13 protein-coding genes are annotated in these 21,955 nt (G+C 59.0%); 8 read left to right on the top strand and 5 right to left on the bottom strand.

Annotated elements, in window-relative coordinates; translation table 11 throughout:
• Nucleotides 1-412 precede the first annotated feature (412 nt).
• Nucleotides 413-2,092: a DUF3987 domain-containing protein gene (locus BLP10_RS06000; protein ID WP_139165438.1), complete on the top strand. Its 1,680-nt coding sequence runs from the start codon at nt 413-415 to the stop codon at nt 2,090-2,092.
• Nucleotides 2,093-2,284: 192 nt separating this feature from the next.
• Here BLP10_RS06000 and BLP10_RS06005 read toward each other — a convergent pair whose 3' ends face one another.
• The 3 genes from BLP10_RS06005 to BLP10_RS23085 form a co-directional block, all read right to left on the bottom strand.
• The gene (locus BLP10_RS06005) at nt 2,285-4,264 is read right to left on the bottom strand and encodes an AAA family ATPase (protein WP_091131687.1); all 1,980 of its coding nucleotides are present in this window, start codon (nt 4,262-4,264) and stop codon (nt 2,285-2,287) included.
• 75 nt (nt 4,265-4,339) lie between these two features.
• Nucleotides 4,340-4,900: a GIY-YIG nuclease family protein gene (locus BLP10_RS06010; protein WP_091131690.1), complete on the bottom strand. Its 561-nt coding sequence runs from the start codon at nt 4,898-4,900 to the stop codon at nt 4,340-4,342.
• A gap of 114 nt (nt 4,901-5,014) precedes the next feature.
• Nucleotides 5,015-5,371 carry a hypothetical protein gene (locus BLP10_RS23085; RefSeq protein ID WP_091131693.1) on the bottom strand — a complete coding sequence of 119 codons (357 nt, stop codon included), beginning with the start codon at nt 5,369-5,371 and terminating at the stop codon, nt 5,015-5,017.
• Between the two features lie 306 nt (nt 5,372-5,677).
• On the opposite strand from BLP10_RS23085, the gene BLP10_RS24000 reads away from it, so the two are divergent.
• Both BLP10_RS24000 and BLP10_RS23830 read left to right on the top strand, forming a co-directional pair.
• Nucleotides 5,678-5,869, top strand: a complete 192-nt coding sequence (locus tag BLP10_RS24000) for an integrase core domain-containing protein (RefSeq protein WP_091131696.1) — start codon at nt 5,678-5,680, stop codon at nt 5,867-5,869.
• Nucleotides 5,870-6,208: 339 nt separating this feature from the next.
• Nucleotides 6,209-6,415 (top strand): ArdC-like ssDNA-binding domain-containing protein, encoded by a 207-nt coding sequence (locus BLP10_RS23830; protein WP_175493799.1) that lies wholly within the window; start codon nt 6,209-6,211, stop codon nt 6,413-6,415.
• 81 nt (nt 6,416-6,496) lie between these two features.
• Here BLP10_RS23830 and BLP10_RS06030 read toward each other — a convergent pair whose 3' ends face one another.
• Entirely contained in the window at nt 6,497-10,021 is a 3,525-nt protein-coding gene (locus tag BLP10_RS06030; protein WP_175493800.1) for an AAA family ATPase, read from the bottom strand.
• Between the two features lie 388 nt (nt 10,022-10,409).
• Here BLP10_RS06030 and BLP10_RS06035 point away from each other — a divergent pair, with 388 nt between their 5' ends.
• The 5 genes from BLP10_RS06035 (at nt 10,410) to BLP10_RS06060 (ending at nt 20,366) form a co-directional block, all read left to right on the top strand.
• Nucleotides 10,410-14,006, top strand: coding sequence for a DEAD/DEAH box helicase (locus BLP10_RS06035; protein WP_175493801.1), 3,597 nt, complete (start codon nt 10,410-10,412; stop codon nt 14,004-14,006).
• On the top strand, nt 14,003-17,173 hold the full coding sequence (locus BLP10_RS06040) for a sacsin N-terminal ATP-binding-like domain-containing protein (protein WP_139165439.1): 3,171 nt from the start codon (nt 14,003-14,005) through the stop codon (nt 17,171-17,173). The genes BLP10_RS06035 and BLP10_RS06040 overlap by 4 nt, the downstream gene beginning before the upstream one ends.
• Nucleotides 17,174-17,383: 210 nt before the next feature.
• Nucleotides 17,384-17,605: a hypothetical protein gene (locus BLP10_RS06045; RefSeq protein ID WP_091131710.1), complete on the top strand. Its 222-nt coding sequence runs from the start codon at nt 17,384-17,386 to the stop codon at nt 17,603-17,605.
• Nucleotides 17,606-17,755: 150 nt separating this feature from the next.
• Nucleotides 17,756-18,241, top strand: coding sequence for a hypothetical protein (locus BLP10_RS06050; RefSeq protein WP_091131713.1), 486 nt, complete (start codon nt 17,756-17,758; stop codon nt 18,239-18,241).
• Nucleotides 18,242-19,133: 892 nt separating this feature from the next.
• The gene (locus BLP10_RS06060) at nt 19,134-20,366 is read left to right on the top strand and encodes a class I SAM-dependent methyltransferase (protein WP_175493802.1); all 1,233 of its coding nucleotides are present in this window, start codon (nt 19,134-19,136) and stop codon (nt 20,364-20,366) included.
• Between the two features lie 59 nt (nt 20,367-20,425).
• Here the strand turns inward: BLP10_RS06060 and BLP10_RS06065 are convergent, their stop codons facing one another.
• The gene (locus BLP10_RS06065) at nt 20,426-21,694 is read right to left on the bottom strand and encodes a phospholipase D family protein (RefSeq protein ID WP_139165440.1); all 1,269 of its coding nucleotides are present in this window, start codon (nt 21,692-21,694) and stop codon (nt 20,426-20,428) included.
• Between the last annotated feature and the right edge of the window lie 261 nt (nt 21,695-21,955).

The following is a 21,955-nucleotide window of genomic DNA, read 5'->3' on the forward strand; positions in this document are numbered from 1 at the left end:
CTCTCATGCTCCCAAAGAGCATCTCCTGATGCGCGGGCGACTTTGATCGGGGAAGGTCGCAATCAATCTCTCCAGAGAAACCGTTTCTCGCAGGAAGCCCTCCGCATCGTAAGCCAGCGAATGCCCAACCCGTTCCTGTGTCTGCAGCAAGGTGGCTGATCACCCGAATGCTGGCCATGAGACCATTTTGGCATTTTGGCAGTATTGGCAGCGGCTCTGTGCATCCAAATTGCTCGGGTGCAGGACGTCCGGCTGCGGTTCCGAAAATAGATTTATTTATCCTACATTGTGTTGCTTGACGGTCAGGGTTGGTGAGTCATCCTGGGTGCAGAACCGGTTCGCTCAATCCTATTCGCCCATGCCAGACCACGCAGGCGTCGTCCCCCGACGGCCCTGCGGGAAGGGAGCCGTTGTGTCCGATTTCAGCATTATCCGTTGCGTGGCGCCGCCCGCGCCGACCTCGCGCCTGCCTGATACCCTCGCCGAGGCCGCCTCGGCCCGCGCCATTGTCGCCTCCACGCCCGCCGTGACCCCGTCCGCGTCGGTGGACCTGTCGACGGACGGCGAGCCGCCAGTCCGGCCCCTCATGGAGGAGGCATCGAGCACGGACCAGCCTATCCTGAGCGAAGCCTCTGCGCCGAAAGCCGACCATGCCCTGCAGGGATGGCCTAAACTCACGTCCGACTGGAGGGGAGACCTCCTGGGGGAGGCTCCGGACCTTCCGCTCTGGAGTCTCGTGCCGCAACTCAGGAGCTGGGTCACCGCCATCGCTGATGGACTCGGTGTGAACGAGTCCATGGTCCTGCCTGAGGTTCTTGTCCTCGGAGGCGCGGCACTTGGGACTCAGATCCGCGTGAAAGCCGGCGCGACGTGGACCGAACCGCCGATCCTCTGGTCCTGCACCGTCGCGCCGCCGGGGTCGCGCAAGACGCCGTTGGGGGCATATACGCGGAGCATTGTTGTCGCTCTTGAGCGGTTCAACAGGGACTACACCCGCTCCATCAATGAGCAGCGCGAAGCCGAGCGCGCAATCTGCGAAAGGGCTTGGCAGGCCTATGAACGCGAGCGTCACGAAGGGGGCCGTGAGGGCCGCGCCGAACCAACGCCGCCGCAACGTCCGGAGGACGTTGCGGCGGCAAGTGCCGAGCCGCGCCTGCTCGTCCAGGACGTGACCCCGCCATCACTCATTGACGCGGCGGCCGTCTCCCCGCGCGGGCTCGTAGCCTATGTCGACGAGGCAACAGCCGTGTTCCAGGCTGCGGGAGGCTCGGGCCTCGGACGAGCGCTGTGGCTGCAGGCATACTCCGGCGAACCCTACACCATTGATCGCGTGACACGGGGCGTCCGTCACATCGAGAGGCTTGCGATTTCCGTCATCACCGGTACGCAGCCTGATCGGGTCGCCGGCCTGATCGGGTCAGCGGACGATGGCCTCGCGTCTCGGTTTCTCTGGATCTGGCCAAGCAAAATGCCTGCATGGCGAATTTCCCATACCTCGGTGCCGACCGAGGAAATGGTCAATGTCCTTACGCGGATTTCTAAGCTTGATCCGCGCAAGGGTATGCGCATCCTGCCGATAACCCCGGACAGTGAACCTATCCTGCAAAAGGCCATAGAACGATGGCAGGAGGAGAGCGAACGAGGCGGCGATCTTGCGGCAGGTTGGTATGCCAAGGCGCCAGGCCGGGCCCTCCGGATTGCGCTCATCCTTGCAGCGTATCGCTGGGGCTTGGACCATGAGAGCCCCGATCTTGCTGCCGTTGAAGCCAAAGACGTTACCACCGCCGTGATGCTGATTGACCGGCTCTTCGGGCCGATGATGCGGAGGGTCACAGGTGCGCTGGGCGAAAGCCGTGCCGAGCGGATGGTCGCGCGCGTTGTAAAACATCTCGTGGCGACGAAGATTTCAACCTTCAACGCAAGGAGCTTGCGGCGCGAGAATCTGGGCCTGTTCGCCGACAAACATGCCTACGACGCAGCGCTCCAGGAGCTTGTCGACCATTGCGTAATCCGGCGTGCCGACCGTACTCCCGGCAAAGTAGGCCGCCGGCCGGGAACGTACGAAGTCAGTCCCCGGCTATTGGCGGAGTGAACTAAAGAGAAAGAAGCCGGGCTGACATCTCAGCTCGGCTTCCGGCCAATCACCGCATGGCCTTGAACCTCGTTTCCTCGTGCTCTCAGGATCCGATCACGCCGGACCCCAAGGCACATCCGGACATCCGGAGCCGGCGAATGCCGAAGAACGAAGGAAGAAACAGGGAAGAGCTGCGCGGGACTTTGTGCATCAGCACAACACCAGACTCTTCCGAATGCTCATCTTGGAGCTTGGCAAGTGGGCTGCTGCTACCGATGCGATCTCCTTGGCTGAAACGACGCGCTTGGCCAGGAGCTGTTCGGTAAGCGCGAGGATGGCGGCAATGTTCGATTCTACCAAGACCATCGTTCGCGCCATGAGGCGCTGCAGATCCGCTTCAACGGTAGCCGCCATCTTGGGGTCCATCATGAGCGTGCTCAATGCGTCCTGTTGCGGAGCTCGATATGAAAGAGTCTCTCCAAGCCCGAACGAAACATGGAGAGCTGCAACGAGCCGCGTGGCTTCCTTCAAATCACTGGCGGCGCCGGCGTTCGCTCCCTGACCCAATACGATATCTGCACAGCGGCCGGCAAGCGCTGCCATCACCTGTGCCTCCAGCGTAATCCTGTCAGGGGTCAAGCCGGTGATGTTGAGCCGGGTCGAGCCGCCTGCCGTATCTGACGCCATGATCGTTGCACTGAGGACCGGAAGATTGAGCCGGTGGGCAACGATGGCATGACCTGCTTCGTGGATCGCGACAATCCGCAGCTGCTCAGCGCTTCGCGGGTCGACAGGCGCGGCTTCGGCCAGAAGATCATCAAGCCCCATCATGCGCTCGGCGAGACGCGCTCGCTGTCTCGCTGCACGGATCCATCCCACTGCCACGGCACCGGTCGCTCCCTGTCCAAGCCGGGCCACCGGTGTCAGGTCCGCATCCTTGAGGTCGGCACCGAGATGCAGCCTCAGGATCGCGATCAGGGCCTCCTCATCCGGAGGCATGATCTCGAAGGTGCGGTCGAACCGGCCGGGTCTGCGAAGCGCGGCATCGACTCTTTCCACATGATTGGTTGCGGCGAGGAGTACCACCCCGGCCTTTGTTGCCCGGACCTGGTCGATGCGGAGAAGCATATTTGTAATCACCGGGAGCCACCAGTCCGCTCCTTTATGGGATAACGTTGCTCTATTTGGCAGCGCATCCACCTCGTCCAAGAACCCGACGGAGGGAGCGGCCGCGATCAGCTGATCGAAGAAGGCGTTCATCTGCTTGATCACCGAATCCAGGTACCCTGGACCATCGGCAAAAAATTTTGCAATCGAGGATTGAAACAGCGGGAGGTTCGCCGTTCTGGCGATGGACCGCGCCAGGGTAGACTTGCCCGTGCCGGGAATGCCGAACAGCAGGCAGCTCTCCAAAGCATCGGGACCGATCTCGCCCCGCCGCAGGCGCGCGACGTCGTCGACCAGCGCGAGCGCCCAGTCCCGGGCCGGCCCATAGCCGTGCAGATCCTCCAGGCGCGGCGTGTCGTCGTCCCGGTGGGCGACTGTGCGGGACCGGGCGGCACGCCTCAATCTCTCGATGCAAATCTCGGGCGTCTTGCTGCCCGGGCGCAGGCTGGCAGAAAGGTCAGGCAGATCGAGGCCCGCCAGATCCTCGGCCTTGAGGCCGCGCGGCTGCTGGCTGCGGCACCAGGCGGCAATCGCCTCGCCCATCAGCTTCGGCGACGGCGGCGGCACATGCACCACCAGGTCCGCCGCACCGGTGACCACCGACGGGAGATACAGGTCGGGCGCCTGCGAGACGGCGAGGACGGGAACATTGCGCTCAAGCGCATGCGTGACCTGGATCTCAAGCGTTTCACTGTATCGGCGCTGGTTGGTCTTGGCTTGCAGCACGACCGCCTTGTGGCCCAGCAGACGATTGGCCGCGCTGGAAATGGCCTCGACCCAGGCCGCGGTCGGCACGTGCAGGACCAGCACCAGCGCGCCGCCCTTTTGCAGAAGGCGACGGCCGTTGCGGCCGAGTGCCCGGCGCAGGGCCAGATCGGCGATGAGCTCGGACGGGGCCGTCGGGGGCTCATCCTTGCTCTTGGTGGAAGCCTCCGTGGCGGGCGTCTCGGACTCCAGCTCCAGGTCGGGGAAGGGGAGGCTGTCGGTGCTCGGGGTCTTCAGGGTTTCGCTGATGGTCGACATCAAGAACCACTCTCATCACAAAGGGAACGGACTGCCCGGCTGCATGGAGGCCGGGCGCGTGGGGCTGCGGCGCGGTCAGGCGTGGTTGGCCTGGGGGCGGGGGCTGCGCGCCGGCTCCAGCCAGGGGCAACCGGCGGCCTTGAGCAGGGTGAGGCCATAGCGGAGCACGAGGTCGAGTTCCCGGCGTTTGGAGGCACAGAGCGGCTGCGAGATCGGCCCGGTGCCCTGAACCAGGTAGGCCCGCTGTGCCTGCTTCACGAGGCCCGAGATCCGCTCCTGCAGGTAGACGATGTCGCTCTTATCGAAGGCGGCGTTGGCGAGGACGAAGATCTCCTCGGCAAAGAGCAGGTCTTCGTTCCGGCGGTGGTCCGGCAGGCGGCAGGGCGGCTTGCCGGCCTCGCCAACCCGGGCCGAGAGCCCGTTCTCCTCGTCATATCCGACGAGGAGATAGGCGATGGCTCCCCGGAGCTCGGGCAATTGCAGGAGGCGGGTGAGGTCATTCCAGTCGGCTCGGATGACGCTGGTGCCGACGACTTTGCTGTTGAAGGCGGCGAGGCTGGTGCCCTCGACCGGATAGCTGATCTCGATGCGGGGGAGGGGGAGCGGCGTGAGGCTCATGAAAAGCTCCAAAGACATGCGCTAGGGATCGCCGGCCATGGCAGGCGGCAGCGTGAGGCGCTTGACGGGACAGGCGTGGAGATCAGCCGGCTATGCCGCCGGCTGGCCTTGTGGTGTGAGGAAGAGGTTGGGCTAGGCCGTCGGCCGCCAGACGCGCAGGCTGGCGTCGAACCCGGCCTGCAGGTCGAGGGCCAGCAGGCCGGCATCGACGAGGGCGAGCACGGCCGAGATCGGGCGCGGGTGGTCGGGGATCACGCAGGCGAGGTCGCCGAGCTCGGCGATGACGGCCTCGTCCACGGCCGCGAGCAGGGCAACCTGCACCTCAGGGGTGAGGTCCGGGTGCTCGATGAGGCCCGGGTGCACGGCGGCCGGGCCGGAGCCGGGCGGGACCGGCGGGGCGCCGGCACTGGCGCGGAGGAGGGAGGCGGCGTGCGGGGCGCACGCGAGGTTGCGCGGAGCGTGGGCTCCGGCATAGAAGGGGGTAACCATGTGGTCTCCTGGCACAAACAGGGGGCCGGATGGCCAGGCTGTTGGGGACGGGTCGCAACCGCTCCAACAGCCGCTCGGCTGTCCGGATTGGGATCGAGGTCCCAACAAGTGACAATGTGGATCGCCACAGGCGCTAAGACAAGCACGACCGACGCAGCCCGGAGGCCGATGGTTAACGAGTCTTTAAGATTTCAGAGTTGTCTCGCCGGAAGCGCACCAATGCAGTTTACTATGGCACGGAATTCGCCGGTCAGATGCTGGACGAGTGGACCTATTTAAACTGGGTCGAGACCGACTTCTCCCGACCTGTGCCACCCCCACGGACATGCACAAATCAAGGCGTTCAACTGCCGCCCGCGGGCAGAATCCCTGAATGCCTCCTGGTTCCTATCCATGGCCGACGCCAGGTGGCGGATTGAGCAATGGTGGAAAGACTACAATGACACCAGACCACATATGGCGCTTTGTGGCTTCACCCCGAGCGCCTTCGCCCAATAAACTACCAGGCTCGGAAACGCATAGGCTGTGGATCGCAAACGGGGGCAGGTCCAAGGTGAGCCTCAATACATAATTCAAGGTGGACCAATTAAATGGGGGTAGAACATACTCGCGTCGCTCGCGGAGCCGCACAACCGTCTCCGCGCTCCGGTAAGGAACCCTCGCGCCAGAGTTTGCGGCCAGCCTGCGTCTGACTTTTCCGTTCGCATAGTTGGGGCCTGCAGCCTCCTTCCGTCAAGGCCATGCCCTGGCGGGCGTTCACGGCGATTCCTCACGTTGGTCGTGTAGGCCGGGTAATCCCCCCGACGTCCTGTCCCTTGACGGTAATTCTCCCCCTCATTGGCGTTTGCCGAGTCTGGTTGCACGCGCACACCGCTTTTAAGACTAGGAGAAAGACCAAAGAATGTAGATGTTTATGAGAGGATCACCATTCCCGTAGTGGCCGAGCTGGAGCAGGGCGCAAGGCCGTGGCTCAAGCCGTGGAATGCCGAGCACGCCGCCGGGCGGATCACGAGGCCGCTGCGCTTTAACGGCATGCCGTATTAGGGAAGCAACGTGCTGACGTTCTGGGGCGAGGCGGACGCCAAGGGCTGCGTCGCGCCGATCCTAACGACCTTCCAACCGTCATCAGTCGCCCTCTTTGATTTTCCTGATCAGCCGCGCGATTTGAGCGTAGTCGATCCCTTCCAGTTCTGTTGTTGTAACCAGCGTGCCGTTCGGTCCGCCCCCCTCGCTTTCGTGAAGAATGCCGTTAGTGCGGTACCATGCCTGCTTTGCGACCCACTTCTGGTCATACTCCGCGTCGCCAAGCATGCCGAGATGCTCCCAGTACCATGTGATGCCGGTGTCGGCGTCTTCAATGGTAAAGTCGGGATACCTGCGCGTTCCATCCATTCCGACGAATGGGCGCTCGTATTCGTAGACGATTCCTGCTGTGCTGAGCTCGTTGGCAATGATTACCTCCGACTTGGAGATCATGAGTTCGCCGCGCCGTGATCGGTGAATATGCTTGTTGTCGTAGGTGCGGTGCCCGACCTGCACGGGTTCCGGTGCTTCGAACAGGTTGGTCAGGCGGCGCGCCGTGTCCGACTGATGCCGAAAATCCAGCAGCTTGTGAGCTTCGCCTTGGCAGAAGACAACCAGTCGGGAGTTCTGCCGTGTCAGGGCTGTGTAGATAAGCTCTCGCGAGAGGATACGGCATGGGTTGGGAAGCACGACGAACACAATGTCGAACTCGCTTCCTTGCGCCTTGTGAACCGTCAGCGCATAGGCAAGCTCGAGCAGCCGCCCGTCCTCGTCGAGATCGCTCGGCCAGTAGGTGTACTCGAAGCCCGCCTGAGAAGAGAGGGTCACCTTCAGCTGGTCGAGGCTGATCTTAGTGCCCTTCTTCTTGAAGGGGCCGGTGACAATGCCGATTTCACCGTTGGCAACGTAGCGCAGCGGCTCGTTGCCGTTCCTATCCGGATCAGGATAGACCCATTTTCTGCGATGGTTTCCGAGGTTGATGACCTTATCGCCATAGATGATGCCATCGCTTCCCATCGGCGCGGCGACCTTGGCGAACCTGCGATCCTCGCGTTCTGCCCGTTTGCGCGTCTCGCGCCGGAAGCCCTGCTGAATCAGCCGGTTCAGTATCAACGTCCCGGCTGCGTCGCCCTTGATGGGCGAGAGCACCTGCCAGCGGTCAGCTGCCGGGCCGGAAGACCAGAAATTGAAGTAGACTGATCCGTTGCTCTCCGTCCCTCCAAGCGCTTTCAAAGCAAACGATTTCTCTTGATCCTCGGAGTCGATGCCGAGCTCCTCGGCAATGACCGCCGGTAGCATTGCGGCGAGCTGTGAGGGCGAGGACCAAGGGCATATCCGCAGGTGCGGACCGCAGTCGCCGCCCGAGAGCTTCGAAATGATTTCATCGCTGGCCGGACCGGAAGGACGTCCGCTGAAGAGTTCCGCGAGTTCCAGGTCCTGGCGGGACGCTCCCTTTTGGCGGCTGCCGATGGTCAGCTCCGCATAGCCCGGTCCGACACGAGGCTTGTTTGCGGGCAGGTTCTCGGGCCTGAGCAGCTTGACGATGTCGACGAACGGTCGTCCGGCTCCGATAGGCGGCAGCTGGCTAGGGTCGCCCACGAGAATGATCCGGTCCACTCCGCTGAGAGCGTCGAGCAGCGCCCCAAGCTGCTCTTCAGTAAGCATCGAAGCTTCATCGACGATAACGGTCTTGTACGTCGCGTTTCGTTCGAGATCACCGACAACATGATAAGTTTGCGTTGCTTCCCGGTAGCGCAGGGGGCGCAGGAATTGCGCGAGCGTGCGAGCCTCGATCCCGGTCGCCTGCTGTAAGCGCACGCGAGCCTTGCCCGTAGGGGCGAGGAGTAGGACGCCCCTCTGCTTTATCGGTGCTGCGCTACAGAGGGATCGTAGAAGTGTGGTTTTGCCCGTGCCTGCGGCTCCGATCAACACGGCGAATCTCGCTGCGGCGAGTTCCTGCAGGGCTGCAGCCTTTTCGGTGCGGCCGCGATCTTCGAGCGACCCTTTGGCTGCAGGAATATCCTTGAAGATGCGGTCGAGCTCCGCGCGCCAGTCGATCTCGACGACAAGCCGCTTGCCCTGCTTGACACGCTTGCGGACCGTGGAGGCGATGACCTCTCGCGTCACCACGAGACGATCCAGCTGATAGGCCGGTTTGCCGTTTTCCAGGGTACAGGGTATCAGGACCGGTGAAAGCCTGTCCCGATGAATTTCGTACTGATCGTCGGTCGCTGGCAGGGTGGGGCTGAGATTGAGGTCCCGGACTTTCGCGATGATCTCCTCGCGCGAAAGCAGAGTGTGGCCGTCGCCAGCCGCCTTCTCCAGGATCGCCGCCGTTGCGGCGCGAAGCCTTCGTCCGTCTACGGGGCCTGTCATTGCTGACGGCGCAGGCAGTGGATAGGCGCTCGCGATCGTCTTCTCGGGAAAGATCCCCTGATCGGCTGTCTGAAACGCGATGGGGCCGGGCTGAAGCCGGTCGCATTCATAGAGCAGATAAGGGTTCTTGAGGACGGCCGCGTCAGTGATCTCCTCTCCGCCAAGCGTCAGTCTGGCATGGTTGCGCGCGGATTGGTCCCACCAGCGCGCCGCCTGATCGGCCGTGATATCGAGCCTTGCCAGCAGCTTTGCAAACGCAAGCCGTTGAGCGCCCCTGTCGCTGGCAAAATAATTCCAGGTCTCGGCAAAGCCGATAATCTGAGCATAGAGGTCTGCCGGGAGTTCGGTGGGATCGTTGGCAAGCGCGGCGAGCACCGACCAGGGATCGCCGTTTTCTCCTGCCTTGTCCCAGCAGTAGTGGGCAAGCTGATAGCCATACTCGACACCAGCAGCGCACAGGACTGATCCGAGGCCGGGATATGGTCCGCGTAGCGTCCACAATTCCCCGAGCCGCTGATCAATCCATTTTAGCTGGCGGGTCCAGTCTCCGCCGAAGCGCTCACTGTAGTTGGATAGCGCGGTCTTAACGGAGAGGAGTGCGGTAATGGCTGTGCCTGTCGCGACATGCTCGCTCGCATAGGAGAACTCGCCCCGGTACTCGTTCGGGACGAAGGCGATGCAGTCTGTCGGATCAAGGGCAGGGTCGTTATCACAGCGGTTCAGAAGGTCATGGTAGGGAAGCAGCACCCCGTTCTCGCCGCCGGGCCGGATACTGTGCCCTACCGAGCGCTCCCATAGATAAGATCGCAGGCCGCTGTGATCAGGCAGCTCGTAATCCCACTCCTGCAGGTCACCAACCGAGGTGACCTGTCCGACACCGATAATCATCCACTGGTCATCATCGATCAGCGGAGTGCGCTTTGCGTAAGCGAAGACGAGGCTACGTCGAGGCTCCAGTGCCCCGAAGAAGGCATCGAGCAAGGCCTTTTGGTTCTTGTGCCCCTGAATCCAAGGTCTCTCTTCGAGCCATTCGGGTTCATCCGGCTCGTGCTCGGGATGAGCTTCGATCCCATAACGCTCGACGATGGACTGGCTCTCGATCTTGCCCTTTCTCCACTCTTTCCCCCAAGCACGCTCCTTGAGAAGCCATCCGAAGGGCGTCGCTGCCGCTGAGAAAGCAGGATGCGTGAAGGCCGTGTCGACGATGTGCTTGTGATGCTCGCTCGTGTCCGAGTAGGCATGGTGCGCCATTCGCCTTTGGGCGCGCGGCGAGAGGAAGTTTACCCGTTCGGAGAAGCAAGGTGGGGCTTCACGCGGAGAAAGCTCGTCAAGGTTCCGGCCTGCATACTCCATCTCCTGCACTTCGTTCTTCGCGGAGCCAATCCGATTGAGGGCAAGGCAGCTCGCATTCTCGCGCGGTGACCGGCAAACGGTTCCATCCCATCCCGCATCGTGCCAGGGAACGCGGATCGAGAGATGGCGCAAGGGGATACGAGAGGCATTTCTTCCAGGCACTGACATTTACTCTTTGTTCTCGGAACCGTAGGATCTTTCAAGCGGTACTTATAGGTTTTGGAGCATTACTGATTGCGCTATTCCATAATTTATGCAAGGTAATTTTTGCTTAAGCCTGAATAAAATGACGGGGGAAACAAATAAAGTGCTTGACGCGATAGGTTTGGCCACGAATGAAATTGCCCGATTTCTCGAAGCCAAGATGCCAGGACTGTCGGAAGACTGGTGGCAGAAGCATGTCGTTGACCGTCTGAGCTTCCAGCAGCAGCGCACTGTTATCGAACGGGGGCACAAGACGCTTCGTCAGCTTGATTTTGCCGCTCTGCTGCGAGTGCTCGATCAGAACTGGTATGAGCTCTCGAATATGCTGCGGCTCCCCCGTGAAGGGCGCACTTGGGTCAAGGAACTCCAGACCGTCCGCAACAAGTGGGCGCATCTCTCTTCGGAAACCATGCCCGCGAGCGAAGTATATCGGGACGCTGATACTCTTGGCCGGCTCCTCGGCATGATCGGCGCCGATTCGGCGTCTCTGGAGCTCATCGAATCCGTCAAATCGTCGGCGCTCGCAACTATGGCTGACGCAGGAAAAATAGGCACGGCGAGCGTCTCCGAGCAGGTGGAAAGGTCCGATAGCGGGCCTGCAAGCGCGAGTGATACCGCAGTGACGAGCTTCAAGGTGGGTGACCTCGTCGCGCTGCGCTCCAATCCAAACATTCAGGTGCCTGTTCTGGAGGTCCTCACCGGCGGGCCGGAAACCCGCTACAGGGTCTTCCAGAACAACGCGAAGGCGACGTACTACGAAAGTCAATTACAGGCCGTGGCAGCTACCGAGGGCGAGCGCGCAGCGCTTACGGTTTTGGAGCTGCATGCGCATCTTACCGCGTTGCAGATTCTCTCTCCCTCGACCGCGAACCTTTTCTCCCTGCGTTCGGGCCGGGTGCAGTTCGTCCCCTATCAGTACCGGCCGGTTCTCAAACTGATTCGCGCGGACCGTCCGCGCCTGCTGATCGCTGACGAGGTCGGCGTCGGTAAGACCATTGAAGCTGGTTTAATCGTCAAGGAGTTGCGCGCGCGGATGGATATCAGCTCCGTGCTCGTGATCTGCCCCAAGGCACTTGTGGCCGAGCGCAAATGGCATTCGGAGATGAAGCGCTTTGACGAGCACTTCACGGCGCTTGACGGGCCGCTGTTGCGACATTGCCTAAAAGAAACGGACCTCGAAGGCGAATGGCCGGAACAGTACGCGAAAGCCATTCTGCCGTTCTCACTGTTCGATTCGGATCTCGTGTTCGGACGGAACGGTCGCGCCAAGAAGAGGGATCTCGGTCTGCTCGATCTGAATCCGCCTCCGCAATTCGACCTCGTTATCGTCGACGAGGCTCACCACATTCGAAACAGTGAAACATTTTTGCACCAGGGCGTGCGATACTTCTGCGACAATGCCAAGGCTGTTGTGTTGCTTACGGCGACACCGGTCCAGCTGGGAAGCGAGGATCTTTTTACCTTGCTCAACGTGCTGCGCCCTGATTTGGTAATCGATCACGCCAGCTTCGAGCAGATAGCGGAGCCGAACAGATATATCAATGCGGCTGTCCAGCAGTGCCGGGCCGCAAAGCCAGACTGGCAGGAAGAAGCCCGGAAATGCCTCGAAGAGGTGGCGCGCACCGAATGGGGCAGGCTTTTCCTTCGCGAGTCTCCCGCGTTTCAGGCTGCTTTCGACAAACTTCAGGAGAGCGATCTCGGGGATGCCGACCGCGTCGGACTCACACGCTCCGTCGAGGAGCTCTACACCTTCAGTCCCTTGATCAATCGCACGCGTCGCAGGGATATCGGCGAGTTCACCACACGCAAGCCTGAGACCGTCACCGTCGATTTTACGCCCGAGCAGAGCCGCCTGCATGACGGGCTTCTCGATGTGATAGCGCGCATACTCGCCCGCTGCCATGGTCAGCAGAACGTCAAGTTCATGATGACGACCATCCGCCGCCAGGCGGCGAGCTGCCTCTATGGTCTTGCACCATTGTTGTCCGACATCCTTTCCGGCAAGCTCGACCAGCTGGAGACAATGGAAGCGAGTGACAGCGACGCAGATGTCGATCTCAGCTTTCTGACTCAGGTGCGCAGCGATATCCAGGACCTGTTGGAGCAGGCTCGAACCCTCGATCCGCGTGATGAAAAGGTAGAAGCATTCGTCCGGATGCTAACCGAGAAAAGCAGCCTTCCCAACAACAAGGCGCTGGTCTTCAGCACATTCCGGCACACGCTCCGCTATCTGGCCGAACATACCGAGAGGGCAGGGCTCAAGTACGGCCTCGTGCACGGCGACATTCCGGACGATGAGCGCGCCGAGCTGCGTCGCCGTTTTGCCCTGCCGAAAGAAGACGCAGACGCGCTGGACATTCTACTCTCCTCCGAAGTCGGATGCGAGGGCCTCGATTTTCAGTTTTGCGATTTCCTCATCAACTACGATCTGCCGTGGAACCCCATGAAGATCGAGCAAAGGATTGGCCGTATCGACCGCTACGGGCAGAAGAGCGAAGCAGTCGCGATCATAAATTTCATCACTCCCGGAACCGTGGATGCAGACATATACCAGCGTTGCCTTTGGCGTATTGGCGTGTTCCAGCATGCCGTGGGGGGCAGCGAGGAAATTCTTGGCGAGATCACCAGGGAGCTGCACGATATCGCGGACAGCTTCACCCTTACCGCTGAAGAGCGCGAGCACCGGCTCCAGCAGCTCGCGGACAATGGCATTCGCCGTATCCGTGAAGAGCAGGAACTCGAGTCGAAGCAATCCGAATTGTTCGGGCTGAACGTGCCCACCCAATCCTGGCGTGAGGAGATTGCCGCTGCTGAAACCTACTGGCTTTCGCCCGCCGCTATCCAGCGATGCGTCACAGGCTACCTTGCCGCGCGGCTAGGTGGGGAAGGGGAGCACCTCCTTGGGGAGAAGCCGCTCAAGACATTGAGGCTCAGCCAGGAAGCCAGGACCAGGCTGCTAGAGGATTTTAAGCTCCTGCCGCGCTCCATCGACCCCGTCGCGCGTGAATGGGAGAAGTGGCTGAAGGGCGGTCAGCCTCTGCTGCCCGTCACCTTCGAGCAGGAGATCGCAGCCGAAAACCCGAAAGCTGTCTATTTGACGGTGCTGCATCCGTTGGTGCGCCAGGCCGCTGCGTATCTCGACTTCGAGGAAGCGAGCTACTGCACGCTCGCGGTGCAGAGCGACGCCGTGCCGCCAGGAATCTACAACTTCGCTCTATACCGTTGGACTAAACACGGTATCAAGCCAGACGAGTCTCTCGTGGCAGTGGCCGATCATCCGCAGGTCGAGGACTTTCTATTCGAGTTGCTGCAGGCCGGGACGGGAGACTATGCGCCATCGCTCCCCGAGGCTGCCGCTTGTGACGGTCTCGACGTGCGTCATCATGCAAAGTGGTCTGAAGCCCAAGCCAACCACATGGCGCAGAACAGGGAGCTTGCCGACCATCGCATCCAGAGCCTTACCGCCAGCCACCGCGCGCGGTGCAAAGCTATCGAGGATCAGGTGATGAGGGCGACGAACGATAAGATCCGACTGATGAAGGAAAGCGAACTCGCGCGCGCGAACGTGGACTTCAATCGGCGGCTCGAAGAGCTCGGCCTCGCTGCCGCAAGTAGCGACATTCGATCGGCTCCAATTGTGTTTGGAACAATCGCGGTAACAAGGGGGCAAGCCGCATGAGCACCTTTCTTAAAACGTTGATGCAGCAAAGGCGGATGTTCCTCGATGGGCTGGACGCAAACCAGGGGGACATCAACCTCGATATCTTCGAGGACTTCTACCCGGATCAGGCTCACTTCGTGTTTGAGCTGCTTCAAAACGCCGAAGACACCGGCGCGACGGAAGCGGCCTTCACGCTGACGAATGAGGGCTGCTGGTTTGAGCATAATGGAACGCGCGGCTTCACTGAAGGAGACGTGCGCGCCATTACCGGCATCCACAACAGCACGAAGACCAAGGCCCCGGATCAGATCGGCAAATTCGGCGTCGGCTTCAAATCGGTTTTCGTCTACACGTTGACGCCTACAATCTACTCGGCCGACTTTTCCTTCCGCATTTCACGTCTTGTCATGCCGGAGCCGGTTTCTCACGATTTGGCTATCGGGACGAGAACGAAGTTCTGGTTGCCCTTCAACAATCCCAATAAGGAGCTGACGGCGGCCTTTGCCGAGATCAAGGCTGGCCTTAACGAACTGGCCGAGACGACGCTTCTTTTTCTGTCGAACATCGAATCGATCAAGTGGCGGGTGGGCAGCGAGACGGAAGGGGAGATCCTGCGCATCGGTCACTCCGAATTCCACATCGAGGTTCTGAAGCAGATTAACGGCGAGACCACGACCAGCGCCCATTTTCTCAAGTTCAACGAGCCGGTTTCAGGTCTCGAAAGGCAGAACGTCGCCATTGCCTATGCCCTGGATTTTCTGCCGAATGTCCAGTCCTTCTCCCGAAGCAAGCAGCTGTCTCAACAGCTCCGAATCGTTCCGACACGGGGACAGGTCGCCGTCTTCTTCCCCGCAGGGAAGGAGACCTCCGGGTTGCGCTTCCATCTGCATGCCCCCTTTGTTCCCGAGCTGAGTCGCGCCAGTATCAAGAAGACCCCGGCCAACAATCCACTTTTCCAGCAGCTTGCGAGTCTGACGGCTTCATCGCTTCACACGATTCGGGACCAGGGCCTGCTTACGACGGACTTTCTGGGCGTCCTGCCGAACCCGCAGGATCAGCTCGGGGACAGCTATGTCTGCATCCGTGAGGCCGTTGTTGAAGCCATGAATACGCGGCCGCTGACCCCGACGCATGCGAAACGCCATGCGCCCGCGCGCTATCTCGTGCAGGCCAAATCGTCCCTCAAGGACCTCCTGTCCCTCGAAGATATCGAATACCTCATCGACTATGACGACGAGCCGCCGCAATGGGCCGCGAGCCGCGCCCTCCAGGGCACGAACGTCGAAAGGTTCATGAACGGCCTCGCGATTGAGGATTGGGATATAGAACAATTCGTCGATTGCGTTGTCGATAAATCATCCGAGGGCAAGTGGGGAGGTGTTGAGGATGATTTCATCACTTGGATCGGCAGCAAAAATGCCGAATGGCATCAGCAATTCTATGCGCTGCTGACGCGGGAAAGCGAAGCCCAGGATGAGCTATACCGGCTCAAGCGCTGCAAGATCGTGCGCCTGTCCGATGGACGCTATAGTGTTGCGACAAAATGCCATTTTCCGGACGAGCGGGGGCTCAAGTCCAGTAATGTGTTGTGCGTCGATCAGGCTGTCTACACGGCGGGCAAGAGCAAGGCACAGCAGGAGAGCGCCCGGAAGTTCCTGGAGGAGGCCGGCGTCACCAGCATCGGCGAGCGCCAGCTGGTCGAAGCAATTCTCCGCAGTAGTTATACCGACGACAAGCGCACGCTGAACCAGAGGGAATACCTCTCGCATATGCGTCGCTTTATCAAGCTGCTGGACGAAGACCCCTCCAGCGCATCACTGCTTTCGTCCTATCCCCTTCTAATGGGCAAGGACAACAAGTGGCACAAGCCAAGCGAGATTTATCTCGACGCACCGTACCTGGACACAGGACTCGGCGAGTACCTTGCCATCGCCGGCGGTGCTCCTCAGTTGCATCCGCTCGCCGACTTCTACCAGGCGCTGCCCATCGATACACCGAAGGTCGTACGTTTCGCCGAGACTCTCGGCTGCCTCACGCAGATCTCGCTGACGAAGGTAAACTGCAGTAGGAACCCGCAATGGCCGTATCTTAGCAGCGTTTCAGGAAAGCTGTTCACAAGCCCTATCGATCGGGATTTTCTGATCAAAAATTTCCAGCAGCTGGTCGAACGCAAGTCGGAGAAGCTCGCAAGACTTGTCTGGAACACAATGTGCTCCCTGACTGGTACGAATTACATGTACGATTCCCCGTACAATCAGAATCCGTTGCGAGCGGTATATCAGAAGAACAGCACGGGCGGCGCTCGTTTTGCCGATTCCCAGCTCATACATCAGCTCCGAAACTATCCCTGGGTGCCCCAGCGAGGGGGCGGATTTGTGCGTCCGGCACAGGCGCGTGCGGAGCTGCTACCTGACGGGTTCACATTTGATCCCGGTTGGCGCTGGATCAAGGCGGTTGAATTCGGCAAGAGCATTCAGCTCCAGAACGAGAAAGCGGTGGCCGAAGCTGCTGCTGCAGCCGAGAGCCAGCGCAGGCAGCAGGAGGCTGCCAAAGCTCTGGGCTTCGACGATCCCGAAACGGCCCGTAAGCTAGCAGCAATCCCAGCCGAGGAGCTCAATCGCTTCTATGCTGACTGGATACGCCGCAAGGACATCGAGCTTCCCGACCGTGAGCCGAAAAACCCGGCGCGCCGGGCGGAAGCCGTCGCCACTCAAGCCGCCGATGCGCCCGAGAGGATTAGTGAGCAGAGGACCAGATCGGTTTCGGTCGGGCGGGAGGCTGTCAAGGAAGACGCCGCTCAGTACCTGCTTCAGCAATACACAACCGATGGAGACGTCATCTGTCAGGTCTGCAAAAGACCCATGCCGTTCAAACGCGACGACGGAAGCTGGTATTTCGAAAAAGTCGAATTCATTCCCGAGCTTCGGAAACGATATTACCAGAACTATCTGGCGCTTTGCCCTAACCATGCAGCGATGTTCAAGGAGGCAAACGGCTCATCGGAGTTCATGCGCGATATGTTCGTGGAGCTCTCCGGGAGCGAGCTGGAGGTCGTTCTCGCCCAGCAGGATGAAACCATCTATTTTACGAAGACCCATATCGCCGATCTGAAACAGGTGATTGCCGTCGACGAGGCGTCAGCCGCGCCGGAGCTCGAACTCGTACATTCCTCCGATGTCGGCTGAGCGATCCTCAGTACAGAGCGGTGCGTGATAATGTTATCCTGCGGGGGAAAGCCTCCCCTTGCCTTCAACCCGCCTTGTGCGGGAATCATCCCACAACGCCCTCGGATCCGGCTGAGAAGAGTTGAAAGCGCTTGGGCATGGTTGTTGGGGCCTGCGCCCCCTCTTAGACTAATCAGTCCTTCATCCGGCGCTCGCACTATGAGGAATGACATGGCCACTTTTCGAATGGGACCAGTCGAGATTCAGGTAACCGAAGATATGACCGCCGGAGACATCCAGACTCTCCAGCAGGCGTTCGACGAACTTAAGATATCCTATCCCGACGTTGATGATCGAGGGCTCGCTCAGGGCGTCTTCTTCAACTGGTTCCCGGGATGCTCTAAGGATGACCTCATCGCCGCCGCGTCTGTGATGCTTGGGCACCACAGCTGAATAAGTTTTAAATCCCTGCCTGCATCTCCTGCTGTCGGCCGAGAGCTGGTCGGGGAGAGTGCATCGGAAGCCATGTCGAAGAATTGATAGTATGTAACGCGTATCGCCGGCGGTCCAGCAATCTGAATGTTCACACGAAGGAGATCACTTATGAGCTATGAGGATGAGGACGACATTTATTCGACAGCTCCAAGGTTGGTTGAGGCTGCGCAGCGGGATGCTGGGCCGACCGATTATGTAGTTGTGATCAACGAAGATGGGGCTCCGGCAATGGTTCATCCGACACTGTGGCCCCATGCTTTTCCGGACGAGGAGGCAATGCTTTCAGCCGTTCTGGAGGAAGTCTGTCATTACACTCCTAGTGGTGGCGACAGAGTTTTAGAAGACATAGCTGAGCATCTACGCTCAGTGATCAGCAAACTGCGTGGCGGATCGCTTGATTACATGGCTGCAGCCGGTGCGATCAACGAAAAGTCGAGCGGCGCCTTTTCGATCGTGTGGTGGGGGCCGGTGAGCGCTCTTCTAACTTGCAATAGCGAGTTTGCACGTGAACTCAGGGATGAAATCGTCGAGAGTGAGGAAGAGGTAACCCTTGAGCGCGTCGTTGAACGCATAGAAACGATCAATTTCGCCTAAGCTCCTGCAAACTTTCAAGAGGTTCGGAAAGATGCATTTGGCAAAGCCTGATTTCAAGCCAGGCGTGAGGAGCAGAGGTAGCCTGCCCTGAAGGGGTGAACTGGCTAGCCGATTTCTTATCCTTGAGGAAAAATGTGGGAGTGCTTCTTTGAGTGTCTTCGAGAAGCTGCAAGCATATCCATTGCAGGAGCGCATTGATGCAGTCCTTGACGACATCGCTTTTGGAAACGACCAATTCCGGTCCATGGAGGCCCATGGACTCGCTGAGATCCTAGGCGTTCCTGACGCTTGGAAGCCTGGCTGTGGATGGGACCGCATTCATTTTATGCGCCGCTGTACACCTGAAGGATGCATCGACCAAGGCTACTCACCTGAAGAGTTACTGGAATGGATTAAGGACACTGTCCCCGCAGAGCGATATTAGTTTCTTATAAGGCTGATCGCCAAATATGTAGCTAAGCAAGAGGACTTCCGTTTGGACGCCTTCTCTAACAGGGAGCGACACCTCATTGGGGATGCGGCAAGCGAACAAAAGTTTGATCAACTAGAAAGCGGGCAAGTTGTGACTCGCTATACAATTACAGCAACCTCATGGCAGGAGCCTCCATTTCGAAGGTCTCATTGAGGATGACGGGGGTGCTTTGACCTGAAAACGCCATATGACCACCGTGACGGCTTGTTCAGGGATCTTAGAAACTGTGTTACACAAACGTGGTAACCGGTCATAGTCCCCTTCGCGCTCAGATAAGGCGATTGAGCCTCGTCCCACACCAAGCCATGGAACTGCCTCCGTGCCTTCTTACGCCTGGGATGTGGATTCTCCATCCGGGGTTCATGTAAACGTGAGAGCCCAAATCGTAAGCGAAAGCACTAATAATGAATGGAGGGATTGATGAAGTATCAGTCGGTTGAAGAATTTTTCAAGGCTGCCAAAATTGGCCGTCCTAAGTCCGAAGCGATCTTTGAAAAGAACGGCCGTAAACGCTTCCGCGAGGCGTTTGATGAACTGATGTTTGTTATTCAGGCTCGCGTTGAGGGCGCAGACTTGGACCCTTATGACCTAAAAAACTCGTCCCTCGAACTCTCCTTGTATGTCGGCGAATATTACGCATCAAATATGTGGCGTGAATTCGCTCAATGGATCGCCAAGGAGAACTTGCCCGCGCCAAATGAAGTTCTCGATTTGGGATGCGAAAATGGCGTGCTAACGTGCTTCTGCGCTGCCTTGTGGCCCAATGCTAAAGTTACAGGCGTAGACGCCAGTGCTCCTGCAATAGCTGCAGCTCGTGAGCTGGCTACTCGCCTAGGGCTGTCGAACATCACATTTGAACATTCGGATGCCCCGGAGTTTCTTGCCGGAAGTGCAGGACGCTTTGACGTCATTGTGGCGACTATGTTCATGCACGAGTTCCTGCACACTAAAGGGGGACGTAAGCCGTTTTTGTGGGGCGAGCACCCCGAATCCTTAGAGCATGTGCGCCTTACCGCCGATGACCAAAGCGTGATCCAGTCGCTCTCCACGACAGCCGCAGCACTCAACGAAGGTGGATTGTTGATCTCGCTGGATCGTTCCCCGACATCGGCCAGCATGTGGTGGTATGCTCAAGTACTGGAAAAGGCAGGTCTCAAGGTCTCGCTCTCGCGAAGTTACGTTCTTGAGGTCCAAGGACCGTCTCGCCTCGAGACCCTCCCGCTCACCGTAGCGCGGAAACGCCGGGAGGGGGACACAGAGACGACACCTGAAGAGATCCTTAGTCTTGCGACCTTCCGCAAAATCTCTGAGATGTCATTGCACCTCAAGGAAATGGTTGCGGATGTTTTCGTTCGTTCGCTTGGTCCAACCGAAATCCTATTCGAGGCAACGGCTGATTACATTGATGGGAGCGGCACCCGCATATTACGCCTCATGAAGACGCCAACGCTGCTTGTAGTCCACGATTTTACGACCTTGGGCTATCAAGAAGCCTTTATTGCGCCCTTGGTCGCCCTTCCAGACATACTATCAAACTGCGTTCAGGTCGCAACCGCACTCCAAGAGCACTGTGCCGTAATCGGAGATTTAACTGAGGCTGGCAAGGTGTGGCTTTCCCGCCTAGATGCTCCGCATTTTGAAGCTGCTATCTGAGCGCTTGTGGTCCTTGGCCGGCGGCCCATCCCGAATCTACCAACGCAAGAAGTTGCCGGTCATTTCAATTCTCGCCTCCGCAACGATACAAGAGCAAAAACGTCTGCGTCCGGACGAGCTCGCTCCAACGCAGCTTCATCAGCTTCCATCTTAGCCCCCTTTTTGGGGGTGAGGCCGGCCACAAGCGTCCAATCTCCAGTGGGACGGTTCCCTCTAGCCTCATTGAATGTGACTTTGTTTTCTAAGAAGGATGGAATAGGCGGAAGCCGGTCATTCAGCGATTCAGTGTACACGGGCTCCCACTCCCCGGTTTCGCGCTCAAACCCATATTCGAATAATGGAACGGCTTTAGATTGAACCTTGGCTCGAACTTGCTGCATGTCGGAAGGTGTAGTAGGGCGATAGGTGCCGCCTAAAACCGCCTGAAGGCGAGGGGTGGGTGTGCGATCAATCTGCCAATCGGCTCGGACCTCTGCGTTTCCCTGCTCATCATCTGCGCCCAGCGTAATGCAAGTATACTTCGCATCCGCCTGCTCCACTTGGTTCAGCGCATCAAATGGGCTGGCGGGAAGTATGTTGAATAAGAAGAGATGTACTTCGGTCTTTAGACTCTCGATCTGGATTCCTGAAGGAAGCTCAAAAAAGAAAGTATCTCCTATATCAAGTCTATCACTGCTGGCAGCCTCGGCGAAAATCAGGATCGTCCGAATGCTATTCCAGTCACGCGGCACTCCAACTTCAAACTCGACCGAAACTCCCTCGTAATACTGCTTTGCCCACCACGCATAAGCATGCTTCAACGAGGGGTCGTATTGAATCGCTTTTGCTTCTGCCGCCGCTATATGGCTTCGTACCTGCTCAAACTCAGGTGAATTTAATGGTCCCTCTAACATAACGGCAGCTTCACCATTTTGGCCAGTAAGAGCAAAGGCGGTCATGTTATGAGAGCCTATGAAAGCACAAGCATGCTCGTTCGGAAGCTCCATATAGTAGACTTTGCTATGAAGCATAGGGTGATGACGGGCGAACGGATGCCGCCCAGTTGTTGGCTTCGTATGTCCCAAATAGATGCGTAGACGACTTAGTGGAACATGAGCTGCTATCAGTCCGTCCAGCGCCTTGAACGCAGGGTAGGTCGCTGCTCCCACGACAAGGCTCTTCAGCTTCCCAGGGTTCGCTCGGATTGGGCGATCAATGGCCGCTAAACCACCAGGCGTCGCGAAGCCTGTAACGATGCTCGTGGATGTTGAGGCGGCAATCTTGGAGTTGATTAGCGAGGCGATCGCGGTATGCGGTCGGTCAAATAGGACCGTAGCAGTTACTGACAACTATCCCTCCCTCTGTGGAGCCAACCCATGCTTGGTCGGCTTCCTCAGCGAACAGCGGCATCATCGACAGCCGATCGGTCAGAATGACCGAGATTGGCTGACCGCGGCGAAACGATGGCCAATAAGATCAGAGGCCGCAAGCGCCATTTGCTCGTCAATCCACAATGTGAGAAGCCGGAAAGGAAGCCAAGTTATACCGAAATGGGCAGAAGGTTTGGCAAATTGAAAAGACCGCACATGAAATAGCTGTTGGGAGTAGGT

It is taken from the genome of Microvirga guangxiensis (assembly GCF_900102135.1).
Lineage (GTDB): Bacteria > Pseudomonadota > Alphaproteobacteria > Rhizobiales > Beijerinckiaceae > Microvirga > Microvirga guangxiensis.

What these genes read in the sequence shown, in the direction of transcription:
- BLP10_RS06050 (WP_091131713.1), top strand. Translation starts at nt 17,756, where the DNA reads ATGAGCTATGAGGATGAGGACGACATTTATTCGACAGCTCCAAGGTTG.
- BLP10_RS06030 (WP_175493800.1), bottom strand. Translation starts at nt 10,021, where the DNA reads ATGGCGCACCATGCCTACTCGGACACGAGCGAGCATCACAAGCACATC.
- BLP10_RS06040 (WP_139165439.1), top strand. Translation starts at nt 14,003, where the DNA reads ATGAGCACCTTTCTTAAAACGTTGATGCAGCAAAGGCGGATGTTCCTC.
- BLP10_RS23085 (WP_091131693.1), bottom strand. Translation starts at nt 5,371, where the DNA reads ATGGTTACCCCCTTCTATGCCGGAGCCCACGCTCCGCGCAACCTCGCG.
- BLP10_RS06005 (WP_091131687.1), bottom strand. Translation starts at nt 4,264, where the DNA reads ATGTCGACCATCAGCGAAACCCTGAAGACCCCGAGCACCGACAGCCTC.
- BLP10_RS06060 (WP_175493802.1), top strand. Translation starts at nt 19,134, where the DNA reads ATGAAGTATCAGTCGGTTGAAGAATTTTTCAAGGCTGCCAAAATTGGC.
- BLP10_RS06045 (WP_091131710.1), top strand. Translation starts at nt 17,384, where the DNA reads ATGGCCACTTTTCGAATGGGACCAGTCGAGATTCAGGTAACCGAAGAT.
- BLP10_RS06035 (WP_175493801.1), top strand. Translation starts at nt 10,410, where the DNA reads ATGACGGGGGAAACAAATAAAGTGCTTGACGCGATAGGTTTGGCCACG.
- BLP10_RS06010 (WP_091131690.1), bottom strand. Translation starts at nt 4,900, where the DNA reads ATGTCTTTGGAGCTTTTCATGAGCCTCACGCCGCTCCCCCTCCCCCGC.